The 21,981-nt window shown below is 71.3% G+C and carries 17 protein-coding genes; 7 read left to right on the top strand and 10 right to left on the bottom strand.

Annotation, left to right across the window (positions count from 1 at the left end; translation table 11 throughout):
- The 5 genes from ACZ619_RS01220 to ACZ619_RS01200 all read left to right on the top strand — a co-directional run bounded on the left by ACZ619_RS01220 (position 1) and on the right by ACZ619_RS01200 (position 7,414).
- Entirely contained in the window at positions 1 to 3,480 is a 3,480-nt protein-coding gene (locus tag ACZ619_RS01220; RefSeq protein ID WP_469592726.1) for a hypothetical protein, read from the top strand.
- Between the two features lie 66 nt (positions 3,481 to 3,546).
- Positions 3,547 to 5,064 (top strand): hypothetical protein, encoded by a 1,518-nt coding sequence (locus ACZ619_RS01215; RefSeq protein ID WP_469592724.1) that lies wholly within the window; start codon positions 3,547 to 3,549, stop codon positions 5,062 to 5,064.
- A gap of 165 nt (positions 5,065 to 5,229) precedes the next feature.
- The gene (locus ACZ619_RS01210; protein WP_469592722.1) at positions 5,230 to 6,042 is read left to right on the top strand and encodes an AfsR/SARP family transcriptional regulator; all 813 of its coding nucleotides are present in this window, start codon (positions 5,230 to 5,232) and stop codon (positions 6,040 to 6,042) included.
- Positions 6,043 to 6,132: 90 nt separating this feature from the next.
- Positions 6,133 to 7,107 carry a glycoside hydrolase family 25 protein gene (locus ACZ619_RS01205; protein ID WP_469592720.1) on the top strand — a complete coding sequence of 325 codons (975 nt, stop codon included), beginning with the start codon at positions 6,133 to 6,135 and terminating at the stop codon, positions 7,105 to 7,107.
- A gap of 40 nt (positions 7,108 to 7,147) precedes the next feature.
- Positions 7,148 to 7,414 carry a hypothetical protein gene (locus ACZ619_RS01200; RefSeq protein WP_469592719.1) on the top strand — a complete coding sequence of 89 codons (267 nt, stop codon included), beginning with the start codon at positions 7,148 to 7,150 and terminating at the stop codon, positions 7,412 to 7,414.
- A 488-nt stretch (positions 7,415 to 7,902) separates the two neighbouring features.
- Here the strand turns inward: ACZ619_RS01200 and ACZ619_RS01195 are convergent, their stop codons facing one another.
- A complete protein-coding gene (locus ACZ619_RS01195; protein WP_469592717.1) occupies positions 7,903 to 8,109 on the bottom strand; it encodes a cold-shock protein in 207 nt (68 codons plus the stop codon).
- A gap of 230 nt (positions 8,110 to 8,339) precedes the next feature.
- Positions 8,340 to 8,678, bottom strand: coding sequence for a helix-turn-helix domain-containing protein (locus tag ACZ619_RS01190; protein WP_469592715.1), 339 nt, complete (start codon positions 8,676 to 8,678; stop codon positions 8,340 to 8,342).
- Positions 8,679 to 8,962: 284 nt separating this feature from the next.
- Between ACZ619_RS01190 and ACZ619_RS01185 the strand changes: the two genes are divergently transcribed.
- On the top strand, positions 8,963 to 9,451 hold the full coding sequence (locus ACZ619_RS01185) for a GNAT family N-acetyltransferase (RefSeq protein WP_469592713.1): 489 nt from the start codon (positions 8,963 to 8,965) through the stop codon (positions 9,449 to 9,451).
- A 316-nt stretch (positions 9,452 to 9,767) separates the two neighbouring features.
- On the opposite strand, the gene ACZ619_RS01180 is transcribed toward ACZ619_RS01185, so the two are convergent.
- The 8 genes from ACZ619_RS01180 to ACZ619_RS01145 all read right to left on the bottom strand — a co-directional run bounded on the left by ACZ619_RS01180 (position 9,768) and on the right by ACZ619_RS01145 (position 19,748).
- Positions 9,768 to 12,140 carry a discoidin domain-containing protein gene (locus ACZ619_RS01180; RefSeq protein ID WP_469592712.1) on the bottom strand — a complete coding sequence of 791 codons (2,373 nt, stop codon included), beginning with the start codon at positions 12,138 to 12,140 and terminating at the stop codon, positions 9,768 to 9,770.
- A complete protein-coding gene (locus ACZ619_RS01175; protein ID WP_469592710.1) occupies positions 12,137 to 13,288 on the bottom strand; it encodes a peptidylprolyl isomerase in 1,152 nt (383 codons plus the stop codon). The genes ACZ619_RS01180 and ACZ619_RS01175 overlap by 4 nt, the downstream gene beginning before the upstream one ends.
- A complete protein-coding gene (locus ACZ619_RS01170; RefSeq protein WP_469592708.1) occupies positions 13,285 to 14,778 on the bottom strand; it encodes an alpha-L-fucosidase in 1,494 nt (497 codons plus the stop codon). Before ACZ619_RS01170 ends, ACZ619_RS01175 begins: the two co-directional genes overlap by 4 nt.
- A complete protein-coding gene (locus tag ACZ619_RS01165; protein WP_469592706.1) occupies positions 14,775 to 14,954 on the bottom strand; it encodes a DUF6903 family protein in 180 nt (59 codons plus the stop codon). The genes ACZ619_RS01170 and ACZ619_RS01165 overlap by 4 nt, the downstream gene beginning before the upstream one ends.
- Before the next feature lie 32 nt (positions 14,955 to 14,986).
- Positions 14,987 to 15,940 (bottom strand): carbohydrate ABC transporter permease, encoded by a 954-nt coding sequence (locus ACZ619_RS01160; RefSeq protein ID WP_469592705.1) that lies wholly within the window; start codon positions 15,938 to 15,940, stop codon positions 14,987 to 14,989.
- A 17-nt stretch (positions 15,941 to 15,957) separates the two neighbouring features.
- Entirely contained in the window at positions 15,958 to 16,944 is a 987-nt protein-coding gene (locus ACZ619_RS01155; protein ID WP_469592703.1) for a carbohydrate ABC transporter permease, read from the bottom strand.
- Positions 16,945 to 17,051: 107 nt separating this feature from the next.
- A complete protein-coding gene (locus ACZ619_RS01150; RefSeq protein WP_469592701.1) occupies positions 17,052 to 18,371 on the bottom strand; it encodes a carbohydrate ABC transporter substrate-binding protein in 1,320 nt (439 codons plus the stop codon).
- Between the two features lie 363 nt (positions 18,372 to 18,734).
- Positions 18,735 to 19,748, bottom strand: a complete 1,014-nt coding sequence (locus tag ACZ619_RS01145; RefSeq protein ID WP_469592699.1) for a LacI family DNA-binding transcriptional regulator — start codon at positions 19,746 to 19,748, stop codon at positions 18,735 to 18,737.
- Positions 19,749 to 19,798: 50 nt separating this feature from the next.
- Between ACZ619_RS01145 and ACZ619_RS01140 the strand changes: the two genes are divergently transcribed.
- The gene (locus tag ACZ619_RS01140) at positions 19,799 to 21,751 is read left to right on the top strand and encodes a glycoside hydrolase family 35 protein (RefSeq protein WP_469592697.1); all 1,953 of its coding nucleotides are present in this window, start codon (positions 19,799 to 19,801) and stop codon (positions 21,749 to 21,751) included.
- The last annotated feature ends 230 nt before the right edge of the window (positions 21,752 to 21,981 follow it).

The raw sequence follows: 21,981 nt of genomic DNA, 5'->3' as shown, positions 1-21,981 counted from the left end.
ATGCGGATCAACGTCCACGTCCCCATCACCCTACGGCTCGTCGGGGTGCCCACCGACGCCCAACTGGAGTCAGCAGGAAGGGAGTTGACCCGCTCGGTCACCGCCCGGCTGGCCGAGGCCGAACGTCTGCTGGTCGACCGGCACGGCCACCACGACCGGCGCGGCGCCGCCCCGGCAGAGGTCCGGGACCCGTACGACCCGGGCCGCGAGGGCGGCGACGGATACGCCGTCCCCTCCTACGACGACGCCGGGCACCCGGTGGCCGTCCCCGTGCGCGAACGCGCCAAGGCCCCGGCCCGCCGGCGGGCACGGCCGTTCCGGCTGACCGTGGAACGCGTGATGCCGTCGTCGGAACTGCTGCGCGAGTTCGTCCGCCAGTACTACCGGGCCACCGACGAACGGGAGGTGGACCGGCGGGTGCCCCTGTGGCACTGGCGGAGCCCGCTGGGACGGGCGGCGACCGCGAAGGACAAGGACCGCGGTTTCATCATGCTGAACGTCACCGACGTCACGCAGACCGCGATGGACCGGCTCTCCGAGACCGAGCGGGCCGAGATCAACGCGGCGGCGGACGCCCGATTCCGCCGCGACAACGGCCTGGGCCCGGACGTGAAGCTCGGCACCGGCCCCGAGGACGCCGTCCTGCGCGCCCGCTGGCTCTCGGCCCGCGCCGACGTCCTGCACGAGCGCGAGCAGCGCCGGGACCTCGCCGCCCTGCCCGAGGACGTCCGGCGCATCCTCTTCGCGGGTGGCCGGCGGACGGCCCCGGAGGACTACGAGGCACTGCTCCGCCTCGGCCGGAGGCTGACCGGCCTCACCGAGGCCCAGCGCAAGGAGTACCTGGCCAGGATCACCGGCTCGACGGAGAGCTGGGCCGACCTCGACGCCTCCGTCGACCGCTACCTCGCCGTCGTACGCAAACGCGAATCCCAGGCCCGGGCCACCGACACGGCCGCGAGCACGCTCTTCGGATGCGAGGACCTGTATCTGATCTGGGCCCGCACGAAGGAGCTCAGAGCGAGCACCGCGTACGCCGACGAGGCCGCCTCCGACGCGTACAACGCCCTGGTGGGCGAAGCGATGGACGCCGAAGCCCGGTTGAGGGCGGCCCTGGCCCGGCACGGCTTCGCCCACGAGGGGGCGTTCCTCGACGCGATGGAGACCTACCGCCTTCGGTTCCGTGACGAGGCGGCCACCCTCGGCACCGACATCCTCGCCTTCTACGACCACACGCTCCACGAGGAACGCACCAGGCTCCAGGACCCGCGCCACGTCGAACGGATGGTCACCGGCATCGCGGCGAGCACGGCGGCCGGCGACTACGCGAACGCCGACGCGCAACGCACCCTCGCGATCAACCTGTTGGAGGAGGGCGGCGACGTACTGCCCGTCGAGCGGCTCACGGCCAACGCGGCGGCGGCCGACCGCTATCTGGTGGCGGCCGACGCCGCCTGGGCCTCCGCCGAGAACGCGGTGGTCACCGGCTCCGGCGGCGACCCGCTCGTCGACCCCGGGAAACTCGGCCGGGCCACCGATCGCAGGAAGCTCAGCGGACTCGACGCGCCCGCCGCCCAGCGCTACCTGCTCGACCTGGTCCAGCAGCGACTGGCGGACACGGCGAAGGCCCGCGCGGAGTTCGAGCAGGACCCCGAACGCGTCTTCAGCGAGCGAAACCTCATCGAGGCCGCGAAGAAGGCCCAGGGCGTGCAGGACGACACCGTCTACGCCTGGATCATCCGCGACCACAAGCCGTCGTCGCACATCTTCTCGGCCGTGGTCCTCGGCATCCTCGCCCTGGTCCTCGCCGCGCTCGTGCCCGGCGGCGGCTGGGTCGCGGCGGCGGCGCTGATCGCGAACACGGCGCTGAGCGCCTACCAGGCCGTCGAGGCGATCGACGAGTACCGGCAGCAGGCCGTCCGGTACCGGCTGTCGTTCCTCGACGAGGAACCGTCGCTCGTCTGGGTCGGGATCGCCGTCGCGGCGGCGGCGCTCGACCTCCACACCACGGTCGCCACCCTGCTGAAGTCGTCGGCGAAGGGCCTCGCCTCGCTCGAGGCGCCGCTGCGCGAGTTCGCCGCCGGCACCGACGCGGAGACCGCCGCCGCCCGGCTCAGGGCACTCACCGAGCGGATCGACGCGGTCGAGGGACTGCGACCGGAACTGAAAGCCGCGCTGCGGGCCCACGCGACGGCGGCCCTCGACCTCAAACGGGCGGCAGGCCGGGCGATCGGCCGGGCCTTCAGCGGGGGCGGGGACCCGGCTGCCGTGCTCACGACCCTCTACCACGCGGTCAGGGCCGGAGCGGCCCGCTTCACCCAACTTCGCACGGACGCCCGGCTCCTGGCCCTCCTCGGAGACGTGACCGAACTGACCGGCGCCGAGCGCGCCCAGCTCGAACTCGCCTTCCAGCAGGTGCGCGAGGCCGTCGACCTCGGCACGAGGAGCGACATGGACGAGGTCACCCTCATGGGATACGTCGACCGGCTCGCCGCCCGACGCGCCGCCGGCCAGGGCGAGTCGGGGGACATCCTGGCGGAGATGCGGGCCTGGCGCGCACCCGCACCACGGCAGACCGCGGCCGAGCAGAACGCCGCGGAGTCGTTCGGTAATCAAGTGCGGCCAGAAACACGGGAGTTGACGGCCCCGGGCGGACCGGTCCCCGCCGAGGCCGCCGACGCCCCGCCCCGCTGGCACAGCCGGGAGGAACTCCGGGAGGCCGCCGCCACGAACCCCGAGGCAGGACGGGCCAGGAGCTGGTACGAGAACGCGACCGAGGAGCAACTCCTCGCCCGCGAGGGCGAGGACCCGATCGCGAGGGAGTACCTCGACGCCCGCTGGGGCGGCCGGCGCCGCCCCTTCCGGCCCGAACGGCCGACCGACCCCGCGATGCAGGACCGGCTCCGCTCCGACCTGCGCGAGGCCCGCGCCGCCGTCGAGGCCGAACGGCACCGCCTGGAGGCCGCGGGCCTGCGCGAACCCTCCGCACCGCAGCGCGCGGGCTGGCGGGACCGCCGTACCGCGGCGGGTACACACAACGTCCCGCCGACCGCCAAGGAGGCGGCCGGGTACGAGGGAACCGTCGCCGTCGCCCGCTCCGACATCCCCGCGCTGGAAGGGGAACGCTTCACCGGCGGCTCGCCCCGGGCCCTCGGCGCGTACGACCCGGCGCACGACATCAGACCGCCGGAGAACGTCGTCGTCCCCCAGGCGCACGGGCACGCGGAACAGGACATCGGCCAGCAACTGGACGCCCGGCTGTCCCGCCTGACCGCCGCCGAAGGACAGGCCGCGCACGGGCGGACCGTGCACATCCGCGTCGACCAGGAGGTCTGCTCGATCTGCGCGGCCGGGCTGGGCGGCGGCGCCCGGACCGGAGTGCTCAGCCGGCTCAGCGCACTCCACCCGGACATCGTCTTCGAGATCACCGCCGACGACACCAGCGCGGTCTACCGCCTCCTCGGCGGAGTGCGGGTGCACTGAGCGGCCCCCCACGGGCCCACCCCGAACGCGACGTTCCGATGTCATCACACCCGGAGGCCGAAGGCCATGCAACGGCGCTACCACCCGCCCACCGACATCACCCTGCCCGACGACCTCCCGGCCCAGGACGGCGAACGGCTGCGCACGGCCGTCGCGACCGCGATCCACCGCGCACTGCGCACCGCGGCGCCGGGGGAGAGCACGGCACCCCCGGCGTCCCCCCGCCCGAAGCCCCGCGAACGCGTCACGGGCACCGACCGCCACACCCACGCCGTACCGAGCTACGACCACGACGGCGAGAAGGTCGGCGTCCCCGCCGCCGCCCGCTCCGCCGACCCGAACGACCCCCACAACACCCTCACCGCCGACGAGATGTTCGACCTCTGGCGCCACCACTGGACGGCACGCCTCAACCGTGCGACCGGGCGCGCCGAGGAGATCAGGAAAGAGCTCTGGCACCGGGACGCCAAGGCCTACACCGACGCCATGGACGCCTTCGCCCACGGCCACCGGGCCGCACTCGGCCCCGCGTACGAGGCGGCCGTGGACGAGCGGGACCAGTGCGCCTTCATCCTCTCGGCGACCGTCCGGGGCTGGCTCCTGCTCCAGGAACAGCGCCACCGCCCGGTCACCTTCGAGCAGGTGAACGCCCAGGCGTTCCGCATGGCGCAGGCCCACGCGACCGTGCGGGACGTGGTGGCCCCGGTCCTCATCGCCGCTCTGGGCTCGGCACCCGAGCCCGCCGGACCTTCCGCACCGCCCCGCACCACGACCGCACCGGTCCGGCCCGCCCCGCCGCGCGGCATCGCGGCGTGGAGCCGCGCGTGGGCGGTCCGCTTCGGTCTGAACAGGGCGATGACCGGCGTCGACGAGGCGGTGCCGGCCCCCAGGACGGCGGCCTCCTCGCACGCCCCGTCCGAACGGACCCCACCACCGGCCCCACCACCGGCCCCATCCCGGCCGTCGGCCGCCACGGTCCGGCAACCGGCCTCCCCGGTGAGGCGGTCGGCCCCGATGGACACCACATTCAGCACCGAGGACGTGTTCGCGCAGATCTCCGGCGAACTGGCCGCCCTGCCGTCGTCGGCGGCGAGCGGCACCGGTCCCGCCGCGGCCGTCGCCGACGCCCGGGCCGCCGGACTGGTCGGTCCGCGGGGCGCGCCCGGCACGGCGGACCTCGCGGTGCAGCGGCACGCGGACGCGTCCGCGGTGCGCGGCGCCTACGGCGTCACGGGCGCACAGGTCCAGTCGGCACACGCCGGCCCGACCTCCTTCCTGCGCGACGTACCCGGCTACAGCCGCGGCGCCGCCCCCAGCGTGCTCCTGCCCACCTGGGTCCACACCGCCTTCGACCAGCACTGGAAGAACTGGGCGATGGCACGCCGCAGGGCCGGCGACACCACCGTCAGCGCCGCCGCGCTCCACGCCGAGATGCTCACGGCCGTCGACCGCATCCCCCTCCTCGACCAGGCCACCCGGAACACCATCGCCTGGGTCATCCACCGCGAACTCTTCTACGACCTCGGACTCGCCCCCGGCGACCGCCTCACGCTCCCCTACCCGAACGTGCCGCCGGGCCCGTGACATGCCGTCACGCGCGGGCGCCCGTCCCCGGTCCGATGAGCGGAACCGGATGTCGCAGGCCCCTTCCGGCCTCCCATGCTGACTACCTCGGGCATATGCGAACGGCGGCCCGGGCAACAGCGGCCCCGCAGAAGACGGCCGCCACACGGGGAAACGGGGACGGCGATGGCCGGGAACGAACTGACCGAGCAAGCACGAAGACACCACACGACGGAACAGGCGCCGACGCCCGCCAGGCTCCGCCTGTTCGGCGCCTTCCGGCTGGAGGGCGCCGAGGGCGGCATCGCCGTTCCGGCCAACGAACAGCGGCTGCTGGCCTATCTCGGGCTGCACCGGCGCGCGCCCCGGTCGGTGGTCGCCGGCACCCTGTGGCCCGACGTCACCGAGGAGCACGCCCAGGGCAGCCTGCGGACCACCCTCTGGCGGCTGCGCCGCGTCCCGCACCCGGCGGTCGGTACCGACGGCGACACCCTCCACCTCGCCGACGGGATCTCCGTCGACGTCCACGACTTCACCAGCGCCGCCCTCGCCCTGACCGGTTCCGCCCACGACCCGGGCGACGCGCTGCCCCCGCTCGGCCTGCTGGACCGGGGCGAACTGCTCCCCGGCTGGGACGAGGAGTGGATCTGCTCCGAGCGGGAGCGGATGCGCCAACTCCGCCTGCACGCCCTCGAATCACTGAGCGCCCGGCACACCCGGCGCGGCTGCCACGCGCTCGCCCTGGAGGCCGCCCTCACCTGCGTCGCCATCGAACCGCTCCGCGAGAGCGCCCACTGCGCGGTGGTGACCGTGCATCTGGCCGAGAACAACGTGGTGGAGGCGATCCGGCACTACGAGGCGTTCCGGCGGCTGCTCGACGAGGAGCTGGGCATCGAACCCTCGCCCCGCTTCGCCGCGATGCTCCCGCGCCGGATCGCGCGCGGCACCCGGCCGGCCGCGCCGTCCGCGGACACCCCCGAGCGGCACGACCGCGGTTGACGCGACGGTGACGCCGCGATCACGGGCCGCCTGACACCGTTCCCCTCACGAACCGAGCTCACGAAGACGACCCGAAAGGGGAACGCCGACATGGCCACCACCTGCCGCGGCGTCGACGTCTCGGCCTACCAGGCGGCCCAGAACTGGACCGCCCGCAAGGCCGAAGGCGTCGTCTTCGCCTTCGCCAAGGCCAGCGAGGGCGAGCACACCCGCGACACCCGCTTCGCCCAGCACATCACCGCCGTCATCGCCGCCGGACTCGTCCCCGGCGCCTACCACTTCGGCTGGCCGAACCAGAACGCGGACACCGAGGCGGCCAACTACGTGACCGCCGTGAAACCGCACGCCCGGCCCGGCTTCGTGCACTGGCTGGACCTCGAACGCCGCTCCGACGGAGCGAACTACGCGGGCGTCACCGCGGCCGGGATCCTCGCCTACGCCAAGGCGTGGATCGCGGCGGTGCAGGCCGCGTTCCCCGGCCAGCGCGTCGGGGTGTACACCTCGGGCAGCGACCTGTCCGCCGGACACGCGCCCACCGGGGCGCCGCTGTGGTTTCCGGCCTACCCGTGGTCCGGCGCCGCGACCTACGCACAGGCCGAGGCGCACGCGCCGCCCGCGCCGTCCGGTCGTGCACCGCTGTTCTGGCAGTTCACCTCGACCCCGCTCGACCGATCCATCTGCTACCTGAGCGAGTCCGCGCTGCGAACGTGGGCCGCCGGAACGGAGACCGACATGCCGCTCACGGCCGACGACATAGACAGGATCGCGACCGCCTCCGCGAAGGCGGTCCTCACCATGGACGGGCTGATCGCCGCGCCCCCGGCGGCCCCCGACATCAGGACCAACCCGTACTGGGAGCTCCAGTCCTACATCAAGGACACCAACCTCCGCCTGCGGGCCGTCCAGGCGACCGAGGCGGCACAGAGCGCGGCCATCACCCAACTCGCCGAGGTCATAGCGAAGTTCAACAAGACCATCGACCCCGCCGCCCTGGTCTCGTCCATCACCGCGGCCATCGAGGCGGCCGTGGGCAAGGTCGTCGTACACCTCGACACCGCTCCTTGACGGTACCCGGAACCCGCGAGGCACGGAAAGGACTCTCCCGGTGAACCTCTTTGTCAGCTTCATGCGTACGGTCGTACCGATAGTCGCCGGACTCGTACTGACCCTGCTGGTCCGTATCGGTGTCACCTTCGACTCGGCGGCGGTGGCCAGCGTGGTCACCGCGATCCTGACGGGCGCCTACTACACCCTGTTCCGGCTCCTGGAGACCTTCGCGGTGAAGATCCGGAACCGGGCGCTCGCGGCCGTCGCCGGGATCCTGCTGGGCTGGGCGACTCCGCCGGACTACCCGGACACGGCCGCCGCGTAACGGGTCCACGATCCGGGATCGCGCTCGTCGTCCGCAAGGAGTGGCTCACACCGGCCGTCACCTACGACGGCGTCGGAATCGGCGAAGGCGGACACCGCGGCGGGCTGCGCGATCCCAGCGAGCGCGCACCGCCCGAGAGGACGTACTGGCCGTCTCCGGGAGGCCGGCGCCCCGCCGACACCGCTCCCGTGGGGTCCAGTGGGGAACCGCACGGCGCTCGCGGCGAAGCGAGTGCCGGAAGTGGAAGAAACTTCCTCGATACGCCGTATCGAGGAATTCCGTCCAGCGGCGATGACCACACGCGGATTCGCAAGAATGAGCCGAAGAAAAAAGAAGAGCCGGGACCCGTGGTGCTGAGACAGGGGACGGCCGGCGGTCCGAGAGGTCCGGACAATGGGGAAATCAACGAGCTGGGGCCCGCACTCCAGGAGTGCGGGCCCCAGCCACGTGACGCGCGAGCCACCGACTCGCGAAGATCCGTGTCAGAGTCAGGCGGGGACGATGTTCTCCGCCTGCAGGCCCTTCTGGCCCTGCGCGACGTCGAAGCTGACCTTCTGGCCTTCCTGAAGCTCGCGGAAGCCCCCGTTGCTGATGATGTTCGAGTAGTGGGCGAAGACGTCAGCGCCGCCGCCGTCCTGCTCGATGAAGCCGAAGCCCTTTTCCGCGTTGAACCACTTCACGGTGCCAGATGCCATATTGAATCTCCCTTTGCGCGGCAGTGCCGGACACCACACTCTGCGGAGCCGAGTCGCCGCGATTATTACCCCTCCGGAAGGACCCGGAAGGCTCTGCAAAGAGAAATCTCTGGCAACCAAAACTGCAACTGGTCTCACGTTAACACAGGTCGGTTGGAGACGGTCATGCGTTTTCGGGGGCGTCCGATAATTGTTCTCCCGCGTCGGGGTGTATTTCTGTAGTGGCGGGACTAGGTATCTGCGCCGTACTCGTCCAGCTTCCGGCGTATTTCCCGGTTCAGGCGCAGTGCGTCGTCGAGCTGGTCCTCGAGGGAGACGATGCGGCACGCGGCCTCGACGGGGGTGCCCTGGTCGACAAGCTCACGGGCGCGGGCGGCGATGCGCAACTGGCTGCGGGAATAACGGCGGTGGCCGCCCCCCGAACGCAGAGGAGCGATCAGTCCGACTTCACCGACGGCCCGGAGGAAGGCGGGGGTGGTGCCGAGAACGTCCGCGGCCCGCCCCATGGTGTAGGCGGGATAGTCGTCATCGTCGAGGTTGCCGGCGACGGAGGCGTTCTCGGCGGGCATAGCACCTTCGTTTCGGGGGACGCGGCGAGGGACCCGGTCGTGCCTGGCACCGGTCTCCGAAGGGTCCGGCGCCATCCGCGTCGTGCGACAACCCTAACTCCGGCAGGCACGGAGATGTGGGCTCGCCGTGACAGATTTCCTCCTCTGCCCGCGCGCCGCGCTCAGCTCGCGGAGCGACCAGAAGGTCCCTGCGCCATGCCCGGGTGCCGTCGGAACGAAGGTGCCCGACGTGAGCAGCCGACCCCTCCGCACCAAGGCATCCCCCGGTGCGGAATACTCTCCCGATGAGTTCACGCACTTCCCCTGTCAGCCAGCCGATCACGATACGGAGGGCTGTCGCGCGGGACGCCAAACGGCTCACGCGGCTCGTGCGTGGTTCAGGCGCCGGCGAGGGCAAGTACGCAGCCGCCGTCGCGGGCTACCGGGTCGGTCCTGATTACATCGAGGCCCACCGCGTCTTCGTCGCCGTCGGCGCCGACGAGCACGGTGGCCGGGTCCTCGGGTTCTACTCGCTCGTCCTCGCCCCACCGGAGCTCGACCTGCTGTTCGTCGTCCGCGAGGTGCAGGGACGGGGTATCGGACGGCTGCTCGTGGCGCACATGCAGTCCGAGGCCCGTGCCGCCGGGCTCGACCGTGTCAAGGTCGTGTCGCATCCTCCCGCCGAGGACTTCTACCACCGCGTGGGTGCGGTGCGGAACGGGACCGCGTTCGCGAACCCGCCGGCCGTGCAGTGGGACCGTCCCGAATTCGAGTTCCGTATTCCTTCGGAATGACGCGGCGCGCCGATTCGCAGCGCACCGGCTTCGCAATGACTCCGGCATCGCCCACGGCGGTCCCGCCCAGCCCGGGGCGACGCCCCGGCGCTGCTCCGGCCCGCGAAAGCGCAGGTCACAAAGGTGCTCCAGGAAGACCCGGCGTACGGCCCGACTCGTCCGCCGCTCTTCGGTTTCCCGGGTCGCGTTGGCGCCGTGCGGCGCCGCGTTTCTCCGGCGGTCGCCGTCGGGGGTTCCTGGGGCTTCTCGTCGGCATGGGCAGCGGCCCCGGGTACCTGTGAGGTGCTCGGGGCCGCTGTGTCGGGGGAGGGGCGGGTCAGCTGTTGTAGACCGCGATCTCCGTCAGGGTCGGGGTGTACTGCTCCGTCGCGATCTTGCCGGTGAGGGCGACGCGGAGCTTGGTGGTGGTGACGGTGCCGAAGCCGGTGACGGTCAGGTCGTGGCCGATGCCGGTGTCGCGGGTGGCGAAGGTGACCCAGGTGCCGGTGGTGTCGTCCCAGCGCTGGAGGTCGAAGGACTGGACGCGGGGGTTGGTGCCCGAGTCGGTGTACTCGTCCAGGTAGACCTGGGAGAACGTGGTCGAGGCGCCGAAGTCCACGTCGAGGGTGATCGGGTAGGACGCGTCGTCCGCGGCGGCCCAGCGGGTGGTGAGGTCGCCGTCGGTCAGCTTCTCCGCGCCCAGGGTGCCGTTGGCGCCCGGGTGGGTGGAGCTGGCGGTGACGGTCTTGCCGAGGGCGAGGTCGACGCGGTTGTCGGTCTCCTCCTCGATCGGGTCGTCGTCGACCGGGTGGACGACGCGCCTGCCCTTGTGGGACTCGGCGATGCCGATGTCGGGGGCGTCACCGTAGTAGAGCTTGGTGCCGAGGAAGTCGGCGGTGCCCAGGTGGGTGTTGTAGCGGCCCGCGTCGATGAGCGGGGAGTTCTTGCTCAGCGAGAAGTGGGCCGCGGCGGTGCGGATCCTGTCCACGCCCGCGCCGGTGACGTAGGTCGACGGGTCACCCTTGAACTGCGGGTCCACGCGCAGGCCGTCGGGGTCGGCCGGCTCCTGGGTGGAGTGGGTGCCGCTCGCCTCGTAGTAGTCGTTGTTCGAGAACACGGCCTGGCGCAGGGCGCCGGTGCGGCGGTACCAGGTGGTGTCGTCGGTCTTGGAGGTGTTGTAGAAGATGTTGTTGAGGAAGTAGACGCGGCTCAGGAACGTCTCGTCGTGGACGTAGTCGAGGTCCGAACCGTCGTAGACGAAGGTGTTGTTGACGAAGTACGTGGGTGAGTAGTTCGTCGACAGCATGTTCTTCACCAGCACGCCGTTGTCGTTGACGCTCAGGTTGTAACGGGCCACCGAGTTCGAGCTGTTGCCCATGTAGGCCATCCAGCCCGCCGCGTTGTCGTGCGAGTAGTTGTACTGGTACGTGACGTTGAAGTTGGTGTACTCCAGGTCCCAGGGCGTGCCGTCGTACTCGTTGTCGGGGCCGCCGTACACCTCGTTGTACTGCATGGTGGAGTCGGCGCCGGCCCACAGGTACAGGCCGCAGGAGACCGCGCTGTAGCGCTCCAGGAAGCCGTTGACCTCGTTGTACTCGACCGTCATGTTCTTGGTGTCGGCCAGCTGGAAGGCGCCCTGCCCGATCGAACGGGCGTAGTTGTGACCGATGTAGACGTCACGGCTGTACAGGTCGCGGGTGCGCACCCACAGCTGCTCCCAGCCCTCGTGGTACTTGCCCGCGTCGTCGTACTGGCCGGAGTCCGAGCCGTCGGCGGCGAACCAGTTGAACGCGAACTGCACGGCGTGGAGTTCGACGTTGTCGAAGGTGTTGTCCTCGATCCGGACGTCCTTGAAGTAGTAGCCGCCGGTCGCGTAGTCCTTGTAGGACTTGCTGCCGAAGACCTGGAAGTCCACCGCGCCGTAGTGGATCTTCTGCCAGCTGCTCGGACCGTCGAGGTTGTGGACGTAGATGTCCGAGATCCGGAAGTGGTCCATGATGTTGTCTTCGCCGGACTTCAGCAGGTCGGCGTTGATCGACACCATGACGCCGTCGCGGACGTACGAACCCTTGGTGATGTCGGTCGCGAAGTCGTCGTCGTTGGACAGCTCGACGCTGTCGATGTCCCAGTACTGCTGGTTGCGCAGGACGATGGCGCCGGTGAGGCCGACCGTGTCGGGGTTCTTGGTGCCGTCGGCCTTGAACGGGCTCGGCACGTTGCCGTTGGTCGCGATGTACGGGCGGCCCGCGTTCTTGTCGCCGTACGCCGAGATGGTGATCGGCTTGCCCTCGCTGCCGGAGCCCTTGGGCCACAGCTGCTCGTCCTGCCACTGCTCGCCGGCCTTCAGCAGGATGCGGTCACCGGGCTTGAAGGTGGTCGCGTTCGCCTTGGCCAGGGTGCGCCAGGCGTGCTTCGCCGACAGGCCGTTGGCGGTGTCGCTGCCGCCGCCGGCGTCGATGTAGTAGTCCTTGCCGCCGGTGGGGTTGGCGGAGTTGCCGGGCCAGTTCTTCGCGGTGGCCGCCTTGGCGGCGGCGTTGGCGTTGGCCGACTTAGGGGTGCTCGCCGCGGCCGCGGCGGCCGGGGCGAGGGTGCCCACGAGCACCGCGGCGAGCAGGGAGGTCAGACCGGCGCGGAGGGTCCGGGCGGTGATCCGGGGGCGGCGCGGTGCCGTCTCCTCGGCGGTCGGCGGGCCGACGTCGACAGGTCTCATTGCACATCCTTCGCTACGATGGCGGCCAGCGCCCCGGCGTCGACGTCCAAGTCGGCGTCGTCCACCCGGCGCTGGAGATATGTGTCGAACTTCTTCGAGACGAGGGTCCGGCGGATCCGCGACCGGTAGGTGCTGAGCGCCTTGTCCTCGTCGGTCTTCTTCTTGTCGAGCTGGTAGTAGGTGATCTGTCCGGTGCCCTGGACGGCCCCGGAGATCTGGCCCGGCTTCAGTTCGCCGAGCACCGACATCAGGTCCTGGTCATGGGTGTTGACCCCGGTGGACCCGCTGCCGTCGTAGGTGGCGGTGGTGAGGTCGGCGTCCGCCACGCCGTGGACGTCCGCCAGGTCCCCGGCCTTCGTCACCTTCCGGTCGAGGCCGGCCGCGAAGGCCTTGGCGCCCTTCTCGGGTACCTGCACGACGAGTTGCGAGTACGTGTAGGTGGTGACGTCGGCACTCCAGTCGTCCGGGTCCTCCTCGTAGGCCCGGCGGACCTCGGCGTCGGTGACGTGCAGGGGGTCGCCGGCCTTCTTGCTCAGCCGGTCCTCCAGGTCGGTGGTGAGTTCGGTGAGGCGGTGGGTGTAGTACTCCTCGGCGGTGTACTCCGTGACGCCGTACACGGTCTGGCCGGAGGCGACGGCCGCCGCGCGGGAGGCGTTCTCCTCGGTGCGCTCGTTCTCGATGCCGGCGTAGTCGACGGCGTCGGTGAGGCCCTGTTCCCGGGCGAGCAGGAAGGCGGTCCTGTCCTCGCGGATCTCGGCCAGGGCCCGGGTCTCCAGCCGCTGGAGCGCGGTCTTCCTCCCGGTCTGCGCGCTCCAGCCGAAGCTCGCCTGCAACTGGTACTTCGCGCGCAGTTCGTTGTGGACGGTCGGGGCCAGCCGCTTCATGTGGAAGAGGAGTTCGGCGCGGGTGACGGTGCGCCCGTCGAGGGTGGCGACCTGGCCGGCGGGGGTGCCGTGGCCGCCGGTCAGGGTCATCCCGGTGACGGTCAGCGCGGCGAGGACCACGGCGACCCCGGCCGACCAGGCGAGGGTGCGGCGGTTCGGCCGCCCTCCCCGTGAGGGCCGCGGGGGAGCGGACCGGGCGGGGGCCGCCTTGCGCGCGGTGGGGCGGCGGGAACCGGACGGCCGCCGGGCGGCACCCGAGGTCACGGGGCCACCCCGTCCACCGCGCCGGCCGACGCGTCGCCGCCCGCCGTGCCGGTCGCCGCGATCGCCGCCACGCGGGCCAGGACGGGGGTGTCCCGGAAGCCGGTGATCTCGAACACGAGGGCGTCGGCCTCGGCCGGCGGGAAGGTCAGGATCCGCTGGTAGCCCACCGAACCGGTCTCGGCGAGCGTGGTCCAGGTCCCGTCGCGGCGGCCCCGGACGACGACCCGCTCGACGCGCTGGCCCCGGGTGATGTCCTCGCCGAGGACGACCGCCCCGACGGTACGGGTCCCGGCGAACGCCAGCGTGACGGTGGGGTGTTCGTCGTCGCCGGCGGGGCTCCAGGGCGCGGACGCCCGGCCGGGCCAGGCGGTGGCGAGGTCGCCGGGCACGCCGGAGCTGACGGTGGCGGTGGCGTCGAGCGCGCGGGCGCGGAAGTCCGCGATCCGCCGGCCGAGGCCCTCCAGCGCGGCCACGTCGGCGCCGCGGAGGCGGCCGTCGGAGGCCGGCGGGACGTTGAGCAGGAAGCAGGAGTTGCCGCCGACCGTGCGCACATAGAGCGTGAACAGCTCCTGCGCGGAACGGACTTCGGCGTCCTCGGCGTCGTGGTGGAACCAGCCGGGGCGGATCGAGGTGTTGACCTCGGCCGGGTACCAGACCAGGTCGTCCTCGTGCCCGGCCAGCGCCGTGCGGCTGCCGAGGTCGAGGTCGTCGCTGCGCACCAGGCGGGCGAAGGTGCCGTCGTCGGCCTGCTGGGAGCGGGACGCGGTCCGTTCGGCGTCCTGGAGGGCACGCGGTACGACGCTCCACTCGTCGGGGCGGGTCTCGCCGGCCTCGTTGCCGCACCAGCGGACGTCGGGGCCGCAGACGTTGATGACCGCGTCCGGCTGGAGCTCGCGGACCACCGCGTAGTACCGCTCCCAGTCGTAGGTCTGCCGCTTGCCGCTGGGGCCCTCGCCGTTGGCGCCGTCGAGCCAGACCGAGAACACCGGGCCGTAGCGGGTGAGGAGTTCGGTGAGCTGGGCGACGTAGAAGTCGTCGTAGCCGGAGCCCGAGCCGTAGGAGGACTCGGTGCGGTCCCAGGGGGAGAGGTAGACACCGAACTTGAGGCCGTGGCGGCGGGCGGCGTCGGCGACCTCGGCGACCACGTCGCCCTTGCCGTCCCGCCACGGGGACGCCGCGACCGAGTAACCGGTGACGTCGCTCGGCCACATGCAGAAGCCGTCGTGGTGCTTGCAGGTGAGGATGACACCGGTCATCCCGGCCGCCTTGAGCGCCCGTACCCACTGGTCGGCGTCGAGGTCGGACGGGTCGAACAGGGCCGGGTCGTCGTGCCCCTCGCCCCACTCCCGGCCGGTCATGGTGTTCATGCCGAAGTGGATGAAGCCGTAGAACTCCATCTCTTGCCAGGCGAGTTGACGCTCGCTGGGCCGAACGGCGGCCAGCTGCGGGGCGGATGCCGTCTGCGTCCGGGCGGACGCGGCGGCGGTCACCGGAACTTCCGGTTGTACGAGGCGAGCAGGGCGAGCAGTCCGCCGAGCGCGAGCAGCATCACCGCGAGGTGCCCCCAGCCGATCGTCGCCCGCTCCACCACCACGAGCGCCACCAGGGCCGCCGCGATCAGCGTGCGCACGACGACGTACAGCGCGGCACGCGTCGAGTCCTTCATGTCGATCTCCTTCCGGGCCGGCCGCGGGGCCGTCAGCCCTTGACTCCGCCGGATGCCATGCCCTCGATGAGCCGCTTCTGGATGAGCGCGTAGACGAGCAGCACGGGCACGATGACGATGACCATGCCGGCGTAGAGCCGGCCGTAGTCGGCCGCCGCCTTCTGCGCGGTGAACAGGTTGAGCAGGCCCACCTGGACGGTCTTGTTCTCGCCGGGCAGCAGGGTCAGCGAGATGATGAAGTCGTTCCAGTAGGCGAGGAAGTTGAAGAGGATCACCGTGGTCACCGCGGGGCGGGCCATCGGGAGCATGATCGTCGTCATGACCCGGAAGCGGGACGCCCCGTCCAGCGACGCCGCCTCCTCGTACTCGACCGGGATGGAGCGGAAGTACGCGGTCAGCAGGTAGACGGTGAACGGGATCGAGGTGGCCGCGTAGACCAGCGACAGCATGGCCGGGTTGTCGAGGAAGAAGCCGTCGGGGAAGACGTCGACCAGCGCCTTGTCCCAGTCGACCAGCATCAGGAAGATCGGCACCACGATGTAGTTGACGTTCACGAACAGCCCGCCGAGCAGGGCGGTCTCGACCAGGCCCTTGCCGGGGAAGTCGTAGCGGGCGATGACGTAGGCGGCCGGCACCGACACCGCGAGCACCAGGACCAGGCCGAGCACGGTGACGAGCACCGAGGTCAGGAAGTACGTGCCGAGGTGGGCGTCGGTGAACGCGTCGGCGTAGTTCGACCAGCGCAGGCCCTCCGGCAGGGTCCAGGGGCTGCCGAAGAACTCGCTCTTGGCCTTCAGCGAGGCCGTCAGCACCCACGCCACCGGCACCGCGATCGCCAGGGCGAGGGCGACGACGAGCGTGTAGGTGAGGGCACGGCCGGCGCGGGCACGGCCGGCACCGGGACGGGCGGAGCCGGGACGCACGGCACCGGGACGGGCGGAGCCGGAGGAGGGCACGCCGGAGCTGGGGGAGTCGATAGCACTCATGGGGTGGGGTTCCGTCCTCAGAACTGGAGGGGCTCGCGCCGCGTCGCGCGGCTCACCAGCAGCGACACGAGGAACGAGAACGCGAAGATGACGACACCGATGGCCATGCCGTAGCCGTACGACGAGTTGGTGTACGCCTGCTTGTACATGTAGCTGAGCAGCACCTCGGAGGAGCTGTCCGGGCCGCCGCCGGTCATCGCGCGCACCAGCACGAAGCTCAGGTTCACCGCGCTCATCACGAAGAAGGTCAGCGACGTCCGCAGGTTCTGCCAGATCAGCGGCAGGGTGAGGGAGAAGAACTGGCGGGCGGGGGAGGCCCCGTCGAGCGAGCTGGCCTCGTACAGCGCCTCGGGGATGCTCGCCATCGACGACATGTAGAGGACCATGTAGTAGCCCAGCGACTGCCAGACCATCGCCATCGCGACCGAGTAGAGCACCAGCTTCTGGTCGCCCAGCCACACCTGCTGCCAGGTGTCCAGCGACACGGCGCGCAGCGTGCCGTTCAGCAGGCCGTTGTTCTGGTCGTAGACGGCGGAGAAGATCGCCGCGATGACCACCACGGAGAGGATGTTGGGGATGTAGAGCACGAACCGCAGGAGGTTGCGGGCCCGCAGCTGCTGCCGGGTCATGATCGCGGCGAGGAAGAGGGCCATGCCCATGGTCACCGCGGTCACCACCACCAGCAGGGCGACGGTGTTCTGGAAGGCCCGCACGAACTGGCGGTCGTCCAGCAGGTGACGGAAGTTGTCCAGCCCCACGAACTTCATGTCCGGGGAGAAGCCGCTCCAGGTGTAGAGCGACATCCGGAACACGTTCACGGTCGGGTAGATCATGAACACCGCGAACAGGATCAGCGCGGGAAGCAGGCAGGCCGCCACGAAGCGCAGGTCGCCGCGCTTGCGGGCCGGGGCGGGGGCGCCGCCGCGCGGGACGCGGCGGAAGGCCGCCGTGGTCTTCCGCACGGGCCGTGCCGGGTCTTGGGGTGGGGTGGAGAGGGTCGTCACCGTGCCGGTCCTCCGGTCGTACGAAGTGGTGCTGGGGAACCCGGAGGTTCACCCGGGTGTGGTGGCGCCGGCGGCGGCCCGGGGGGACCGGGCCGCCGCCGGGCCGGTCAGTCGCCCGCCTGGCGCAGCTTCTCGCTGGCCTCGTTCAGCGCGGACTGCCACTTGGCCTCGGTGGTGTCGCCGCTGATGATGCTGTTGGCGGTGTCGAAGAGGGTGGACTTGATGTCGACACCCTCGACCGGTGCGGTGGAGGCGAAGCCGCCGACCAGCGCGGAGACGCCCTTGTCGTCGTAGAGGCCGTAGAACTCGGCGCTGTCACCGGTCAGGGTGTCCGAGAGGCCCTTGATCGGCTGGATCGCGTTGGACTTCGCGAAGATCTTCGCGGCCTTGTCCGAGTAGAGGAAGGCGATGAAGTCCTTGGCCTCGTCCTTGTTCTTCGCGGCGCTCGGCACCCAGACCGACTCGACCGAGGTGGTCAGGTACCGGGTGTCGCCGGCGTTCACCGCGGGCAGCGGGGTCAGGCCCCACTGGAAGCCGTCGGCGCGCGGCGCGTCGGCCATCTCACCGGTGATCCAGGTGCCGTTCGGCATGAACAGCGCCTTGTTGTCGAGGATCGACTGCTGGTTCTTGGTGAAGTCCTGCTCGTTGGCGTAGCCGACGGTGGACTTCTCGGCGTAGGACAGCAGCTTGGTGGTGATGTCCAGGACCTTCTTGGCCTTCGCCGTCTTCCAGACGTCCTTCTTGTACGTCATGACGTCCTGGTAGAACTGCTCCCCGCCGACGTCGGCGAGCAGGGCGTAGAAGTACGAGTCGAGGTAGCCGGCGGTCGGGTAGGTGAACAGGGCCACGCCCTGCTTCTTCGCCTTGTCGCCGAGGGCGAACATCTCGTCCCAGGTGGTCGGGACGGTCCAGCCCTTCTTCTTGAACAGGCCCTGGTTGTAGAAGAGGCCGGTCGGCGAGTAGTACATCGGCATCAGGTACGTCTTGTCCGTGCCGTACGGGTTGGTGTTGAGGTTGCCGACGATACCGTCGGTCAGCTTGTCGCCGACCGTCCGCTGCTCGCCCGGGACCTTGGTGTCGAGGACCCCGCTGAGGTCTTCGAGGGCCTTGTCCTTGATCAGGGTCTCGGTGAGACCGGCCTCGCGGCCCTGGCCGAGCACCACCACGTCCGGGTACTTGCCGGCCTTCATGTTCGGGGTGATCTCGTCCTCGATGGACTTCGAGATCTGGAGCTGGACGTCGACGTCCGGGTGCGAGGCCTCGTAGGCCTTGATCACCTGGGTGTACATGTCCTTGCCGTAACCGCCTTCGAGGGCGGCGACCTTGAGGGTGGTCTTGCCTGAGCCGGTGCTCTCGCCCGACGAACAGCCGACGAGCAGTGAGAGCGCCATGGCCGCGGTGCCGGCGAGGGCGAGCGATCTCCTCATTTGGGGTCCTTTCCCGTGGACGGTTGCCCACCTGACTGCGAGTGGTAGTGCGGGTCCGGAACGGCCCTGTCAGGGGCCGCGACCTCGCGGACTCCGCGCCACCGCACTCCGGGTCCGGTGGACGAACGACCCGGTGTTGTTACGGTGGCACCGATAACATGATGGGTACCCTGGCATCGATCACATGACCGCGCAAGAGGTCTGATGCCGGTCTGTTCGGCTCATGACCGAAACGTGACTCGGCGGGGGGTGCGGGGCCCGCGCGAGTGCCCGCCGCGAGGGCGGCGGCAGGAGCGCGAGCGGGCGTGCCGGGATGCCGGCGGACCCGCGGGAGAGTCCGCGGGCGCCGGGTCCGGCGGTCGGTCAGGCGCGCGGCGGCGCCGTGGAGGCGCGCACCGAGAGGGCGGGCGTGCCCACCGACTCCGCGTCGCCCGCGTCCCCTTCGAGCAGCAGCCGTACGGCGGCGGCCCCGTAGCCGTAGAAGTCCTGGCGTACGGCGGTCAGCGGCGGGGTGCAGTAGGCGGCCAGGGCGATGTCGTCGACGCTCACGATGGACACGTCGTCCGGCACCGAGCGGCCCCGCTCGTGCAGCGCCCTGATCACCCCGAAGGCCATCTCGTCGCTGGCCGCGAAGACCGCCGTGACCTCGGGGATCATGGCGATGATCTGTCCCTGGCGGTACCCCGAGTCGGGCGACCAGTCGCCCTCCAGCGGCGGCGGGGCCTCGATCCCGGCCTTCGCCAGGCACTCCCGCCAGCCCTCCCGGCGCTGCCTCGCCTCGATCCACTCGTCCGGGCCCGAGACGTGCCAGACCTGACGATGTCCCAGGTCCAGGAGGTGCTGGGTGGCGATCCGGCCGGCCTCGCGCTGGTCGATGCCGAGCACCCGGGCGCCCGCGGTCCGCGACCCGTCCAGGGTGACGGTCGGGATGTCCCGGGTGATCTCCTCCATCTTGCGGGTCACCGAGATCAGCGGCACCGCGATCACGAAGCCGTCGACGCCCTGATCGGCGAGTTTGGCCAGCGAACGCTCCATCAGGCCGACGTCCAGGGCGGAGATGGTGGCGATGCTCACCGCGTACCCGGCCTCGGCGGCCGCCGACTCCACACCGGCCGTGACGGCCGAGCGGGAGTAGTAGCCGCCGGAGGCCAGCAGGACCAGGCCGATGGTGTGGCTGCGGCCCGAGGACAGGGTCCTGGCCGCGCTGTTGAAGCGGTAGCCGACCTGCTCCACGGCGGCCAGTACCCGGCGGTAGGTCTCGGGGTTGACGTTGGGCGATCCGCGCAGGGCGCGGGAGACCGTCTGGGCCGACACCCCGGCGATCCGGGCCACGTCGGTCATGCTCGGCTGTCTCGGCCGAGAGGCGTCCTCGTTCATGGTGCTCCCTCCCCCGGATCGGTTCGGTGACCTTAGCAGGCTTGTTACTGATGTCATCGATAACATACGCTCCGCTGGTGAACGAGTCGCCCACGACGAACATCGCCCCGCCGCGGCGCCCGGCCGAGGCCCCCGCCGCCACCCCGGCGCCCTCGGGCGCGCCCGGCACGCTCGCGCGACCGGAGCCGTCCTCCCCCCTGCTCTCCTGGCGGGACGGCCGTCTGTACCGCGACGGGGTCCCCCACAGCATCCTGTCCGGCGCACTGCACTACTTCCGTGTCCACCCCGGCCTCTGGCGCGACCGGGTCCGCCGGATCGCCGACCTCGGGCTCAACACCGTCGACACCTATGTCGCCTGGAACTTCCACCAGCCCCGGGAGGACCGGGCGCCGCGCTTCGACGGCTGGCGGGACCTGGAGCGGTTCATCGAGACGGTGGGGGAGGAGGGCCTCGACGTCGTCGTCCGCCCCGGCCCCTACATCTGCGCCGAGTGGTCGGGCGGCGGCCTGCCCGCCTGGCTGACCGGCAAGGACCTGGCGATCCGCAGCTCCGACCCGGCCTTCACCTCGGCCGTCGCCCGCTGGTTCGACGAACTGGTCCCCCGTCTCGCGGCACTCCAGGCCTGCGAGGGCGGACCGGTCGTCGCGGTCCAGGTGGAGAACGAGTTCGGCTCCTACGGCGACGACCACGCCTACCTGCGCTGGAACCGCGACGCCCTGCTCGAACGGGGCGTGCGCGAGCTGGTGTTCACCGCCGACGGCCCCACCGAACTGATGCTGGACGGCGGAACCCTGCCCGGCACGCTCACCGCCGTCACCCTCGGCTCCAAGCCGGAGGCGGCCCGCGAACTGCAGTCGGGGCGCAGGCCCGGCGAACCCTTCGTGGTCGCCGAGTTCTGGAACGGCTGGTTCGACCACTGGGGCAAGCGGCACCACGTCCGCGGGGTCGACAGCGCGGTCCACACCCTGCGCGGCATTCTCGACGACCACGGCAGCGTCAGCATCTACATGGCGCACGGCGGCACCAACTTCGGCCTCTGGGCGGGCGCCAACGAGTCCGCCGAAGGCCGGCTGGAGCCGATCGTCACCAGCTACGACTCCGACGCGCCGATCGCCGAGGACGGCCGCTTCACCGCCAAGTTCCACGCGATGCGGGAAGTGCTCGGCGCCGAGGGGGAGTTGCGGTCACCGGAGCGGCTGCCGGTCCTGCCGGCCGGGCGCGTCCCGCTGGTGCGCCGGGCCGGGCTGCTCACCGGGCTGGACGCGGCCCGCGCCGCCGCGCCGGACGCGGGAGCAGCGACCGCGACGGTCACGCCCCGGCCCGCCTCCTTCGAACAACTCGGCCTGGAATCGGGCCTGGTGCGCTGTGTCGCCCACCCCCGCATCCCGGCCGGCGAACACCGGCTGGTCTTCACCGACGTCCGCGACCGGGCCTATGTCTTCGCCGACGGGACCTTCCTCGGCGTGGCCGACGCGGACTCCCCCGAGCTGCCGGTCACCGGGGCCGGGGAGGTCGTCCGCCTCGACGTCCTGGTCGAGAGCCTCGGCCGGGTCAACTACGGCCCCGGCGTCGGCCGTTCCAAGGGACTGCTCGGCCCGGTGCTGGTGGACCGGCGGATGGTCCAGGGCTGGGAGAGCACCGCGCTCGCCCTGCCGGAGTGGGGCGAGGCGGAGCTGCGCGCGGCGGTGGACACCGCAGCGGACGCCGTGGCCGGGACCGGTGCGGCGGGTTTCGCCGTCGCCGAGTTCCACGCCGACGCCCCCGCCGACACCTTCCTCGCGCTGCCGGGCTGCGCGCACGGCCTGGTCTGGGTCAACGGCTTCCTGCTCGGCCGCCACTGGGACATCGGCCCCCAGGTCACCCTGTACTGCCCGGCCCCCCTGCTGCGCGCCGGCACCAACACGGTCACCGTGCTCGAACTCGAACGGCTCGGCGACACGCTGGAGTTGCGGGACGAACCCGAACTGGGGCCGACCGAGGAGTACGTGGAGGAGTTCGACTGAGTCCCCGGCCGCCCACGCCCCCGCCTCCCCCACGAACCCGTCCGGGTCGGTGAACGGGCCGGCGGGGGAGGGGAGGACCAGGCGGTGGGAGCCGCTGCCCTCGACGCCGACGCCGACGCCGACGCCGACGCCGACGCCGACGCCGACGTCCTTGGCCGGCGCGCTGCGCTTGCAGAGGGCCGGCTTCACGAGGGGCGGTGGCGAACCCGACGTACTCGCCGCCGAAGGCG

The sequence above is a fragment of the Streptomyces sp. NPDC104367 genome (genome assembly GCF_055583825.1).
The sequence above is the reverse complement of the archived record's forward strand: the minus strand, read 5'-3'. Positions and strand labels throughout refer to the sequence as shown.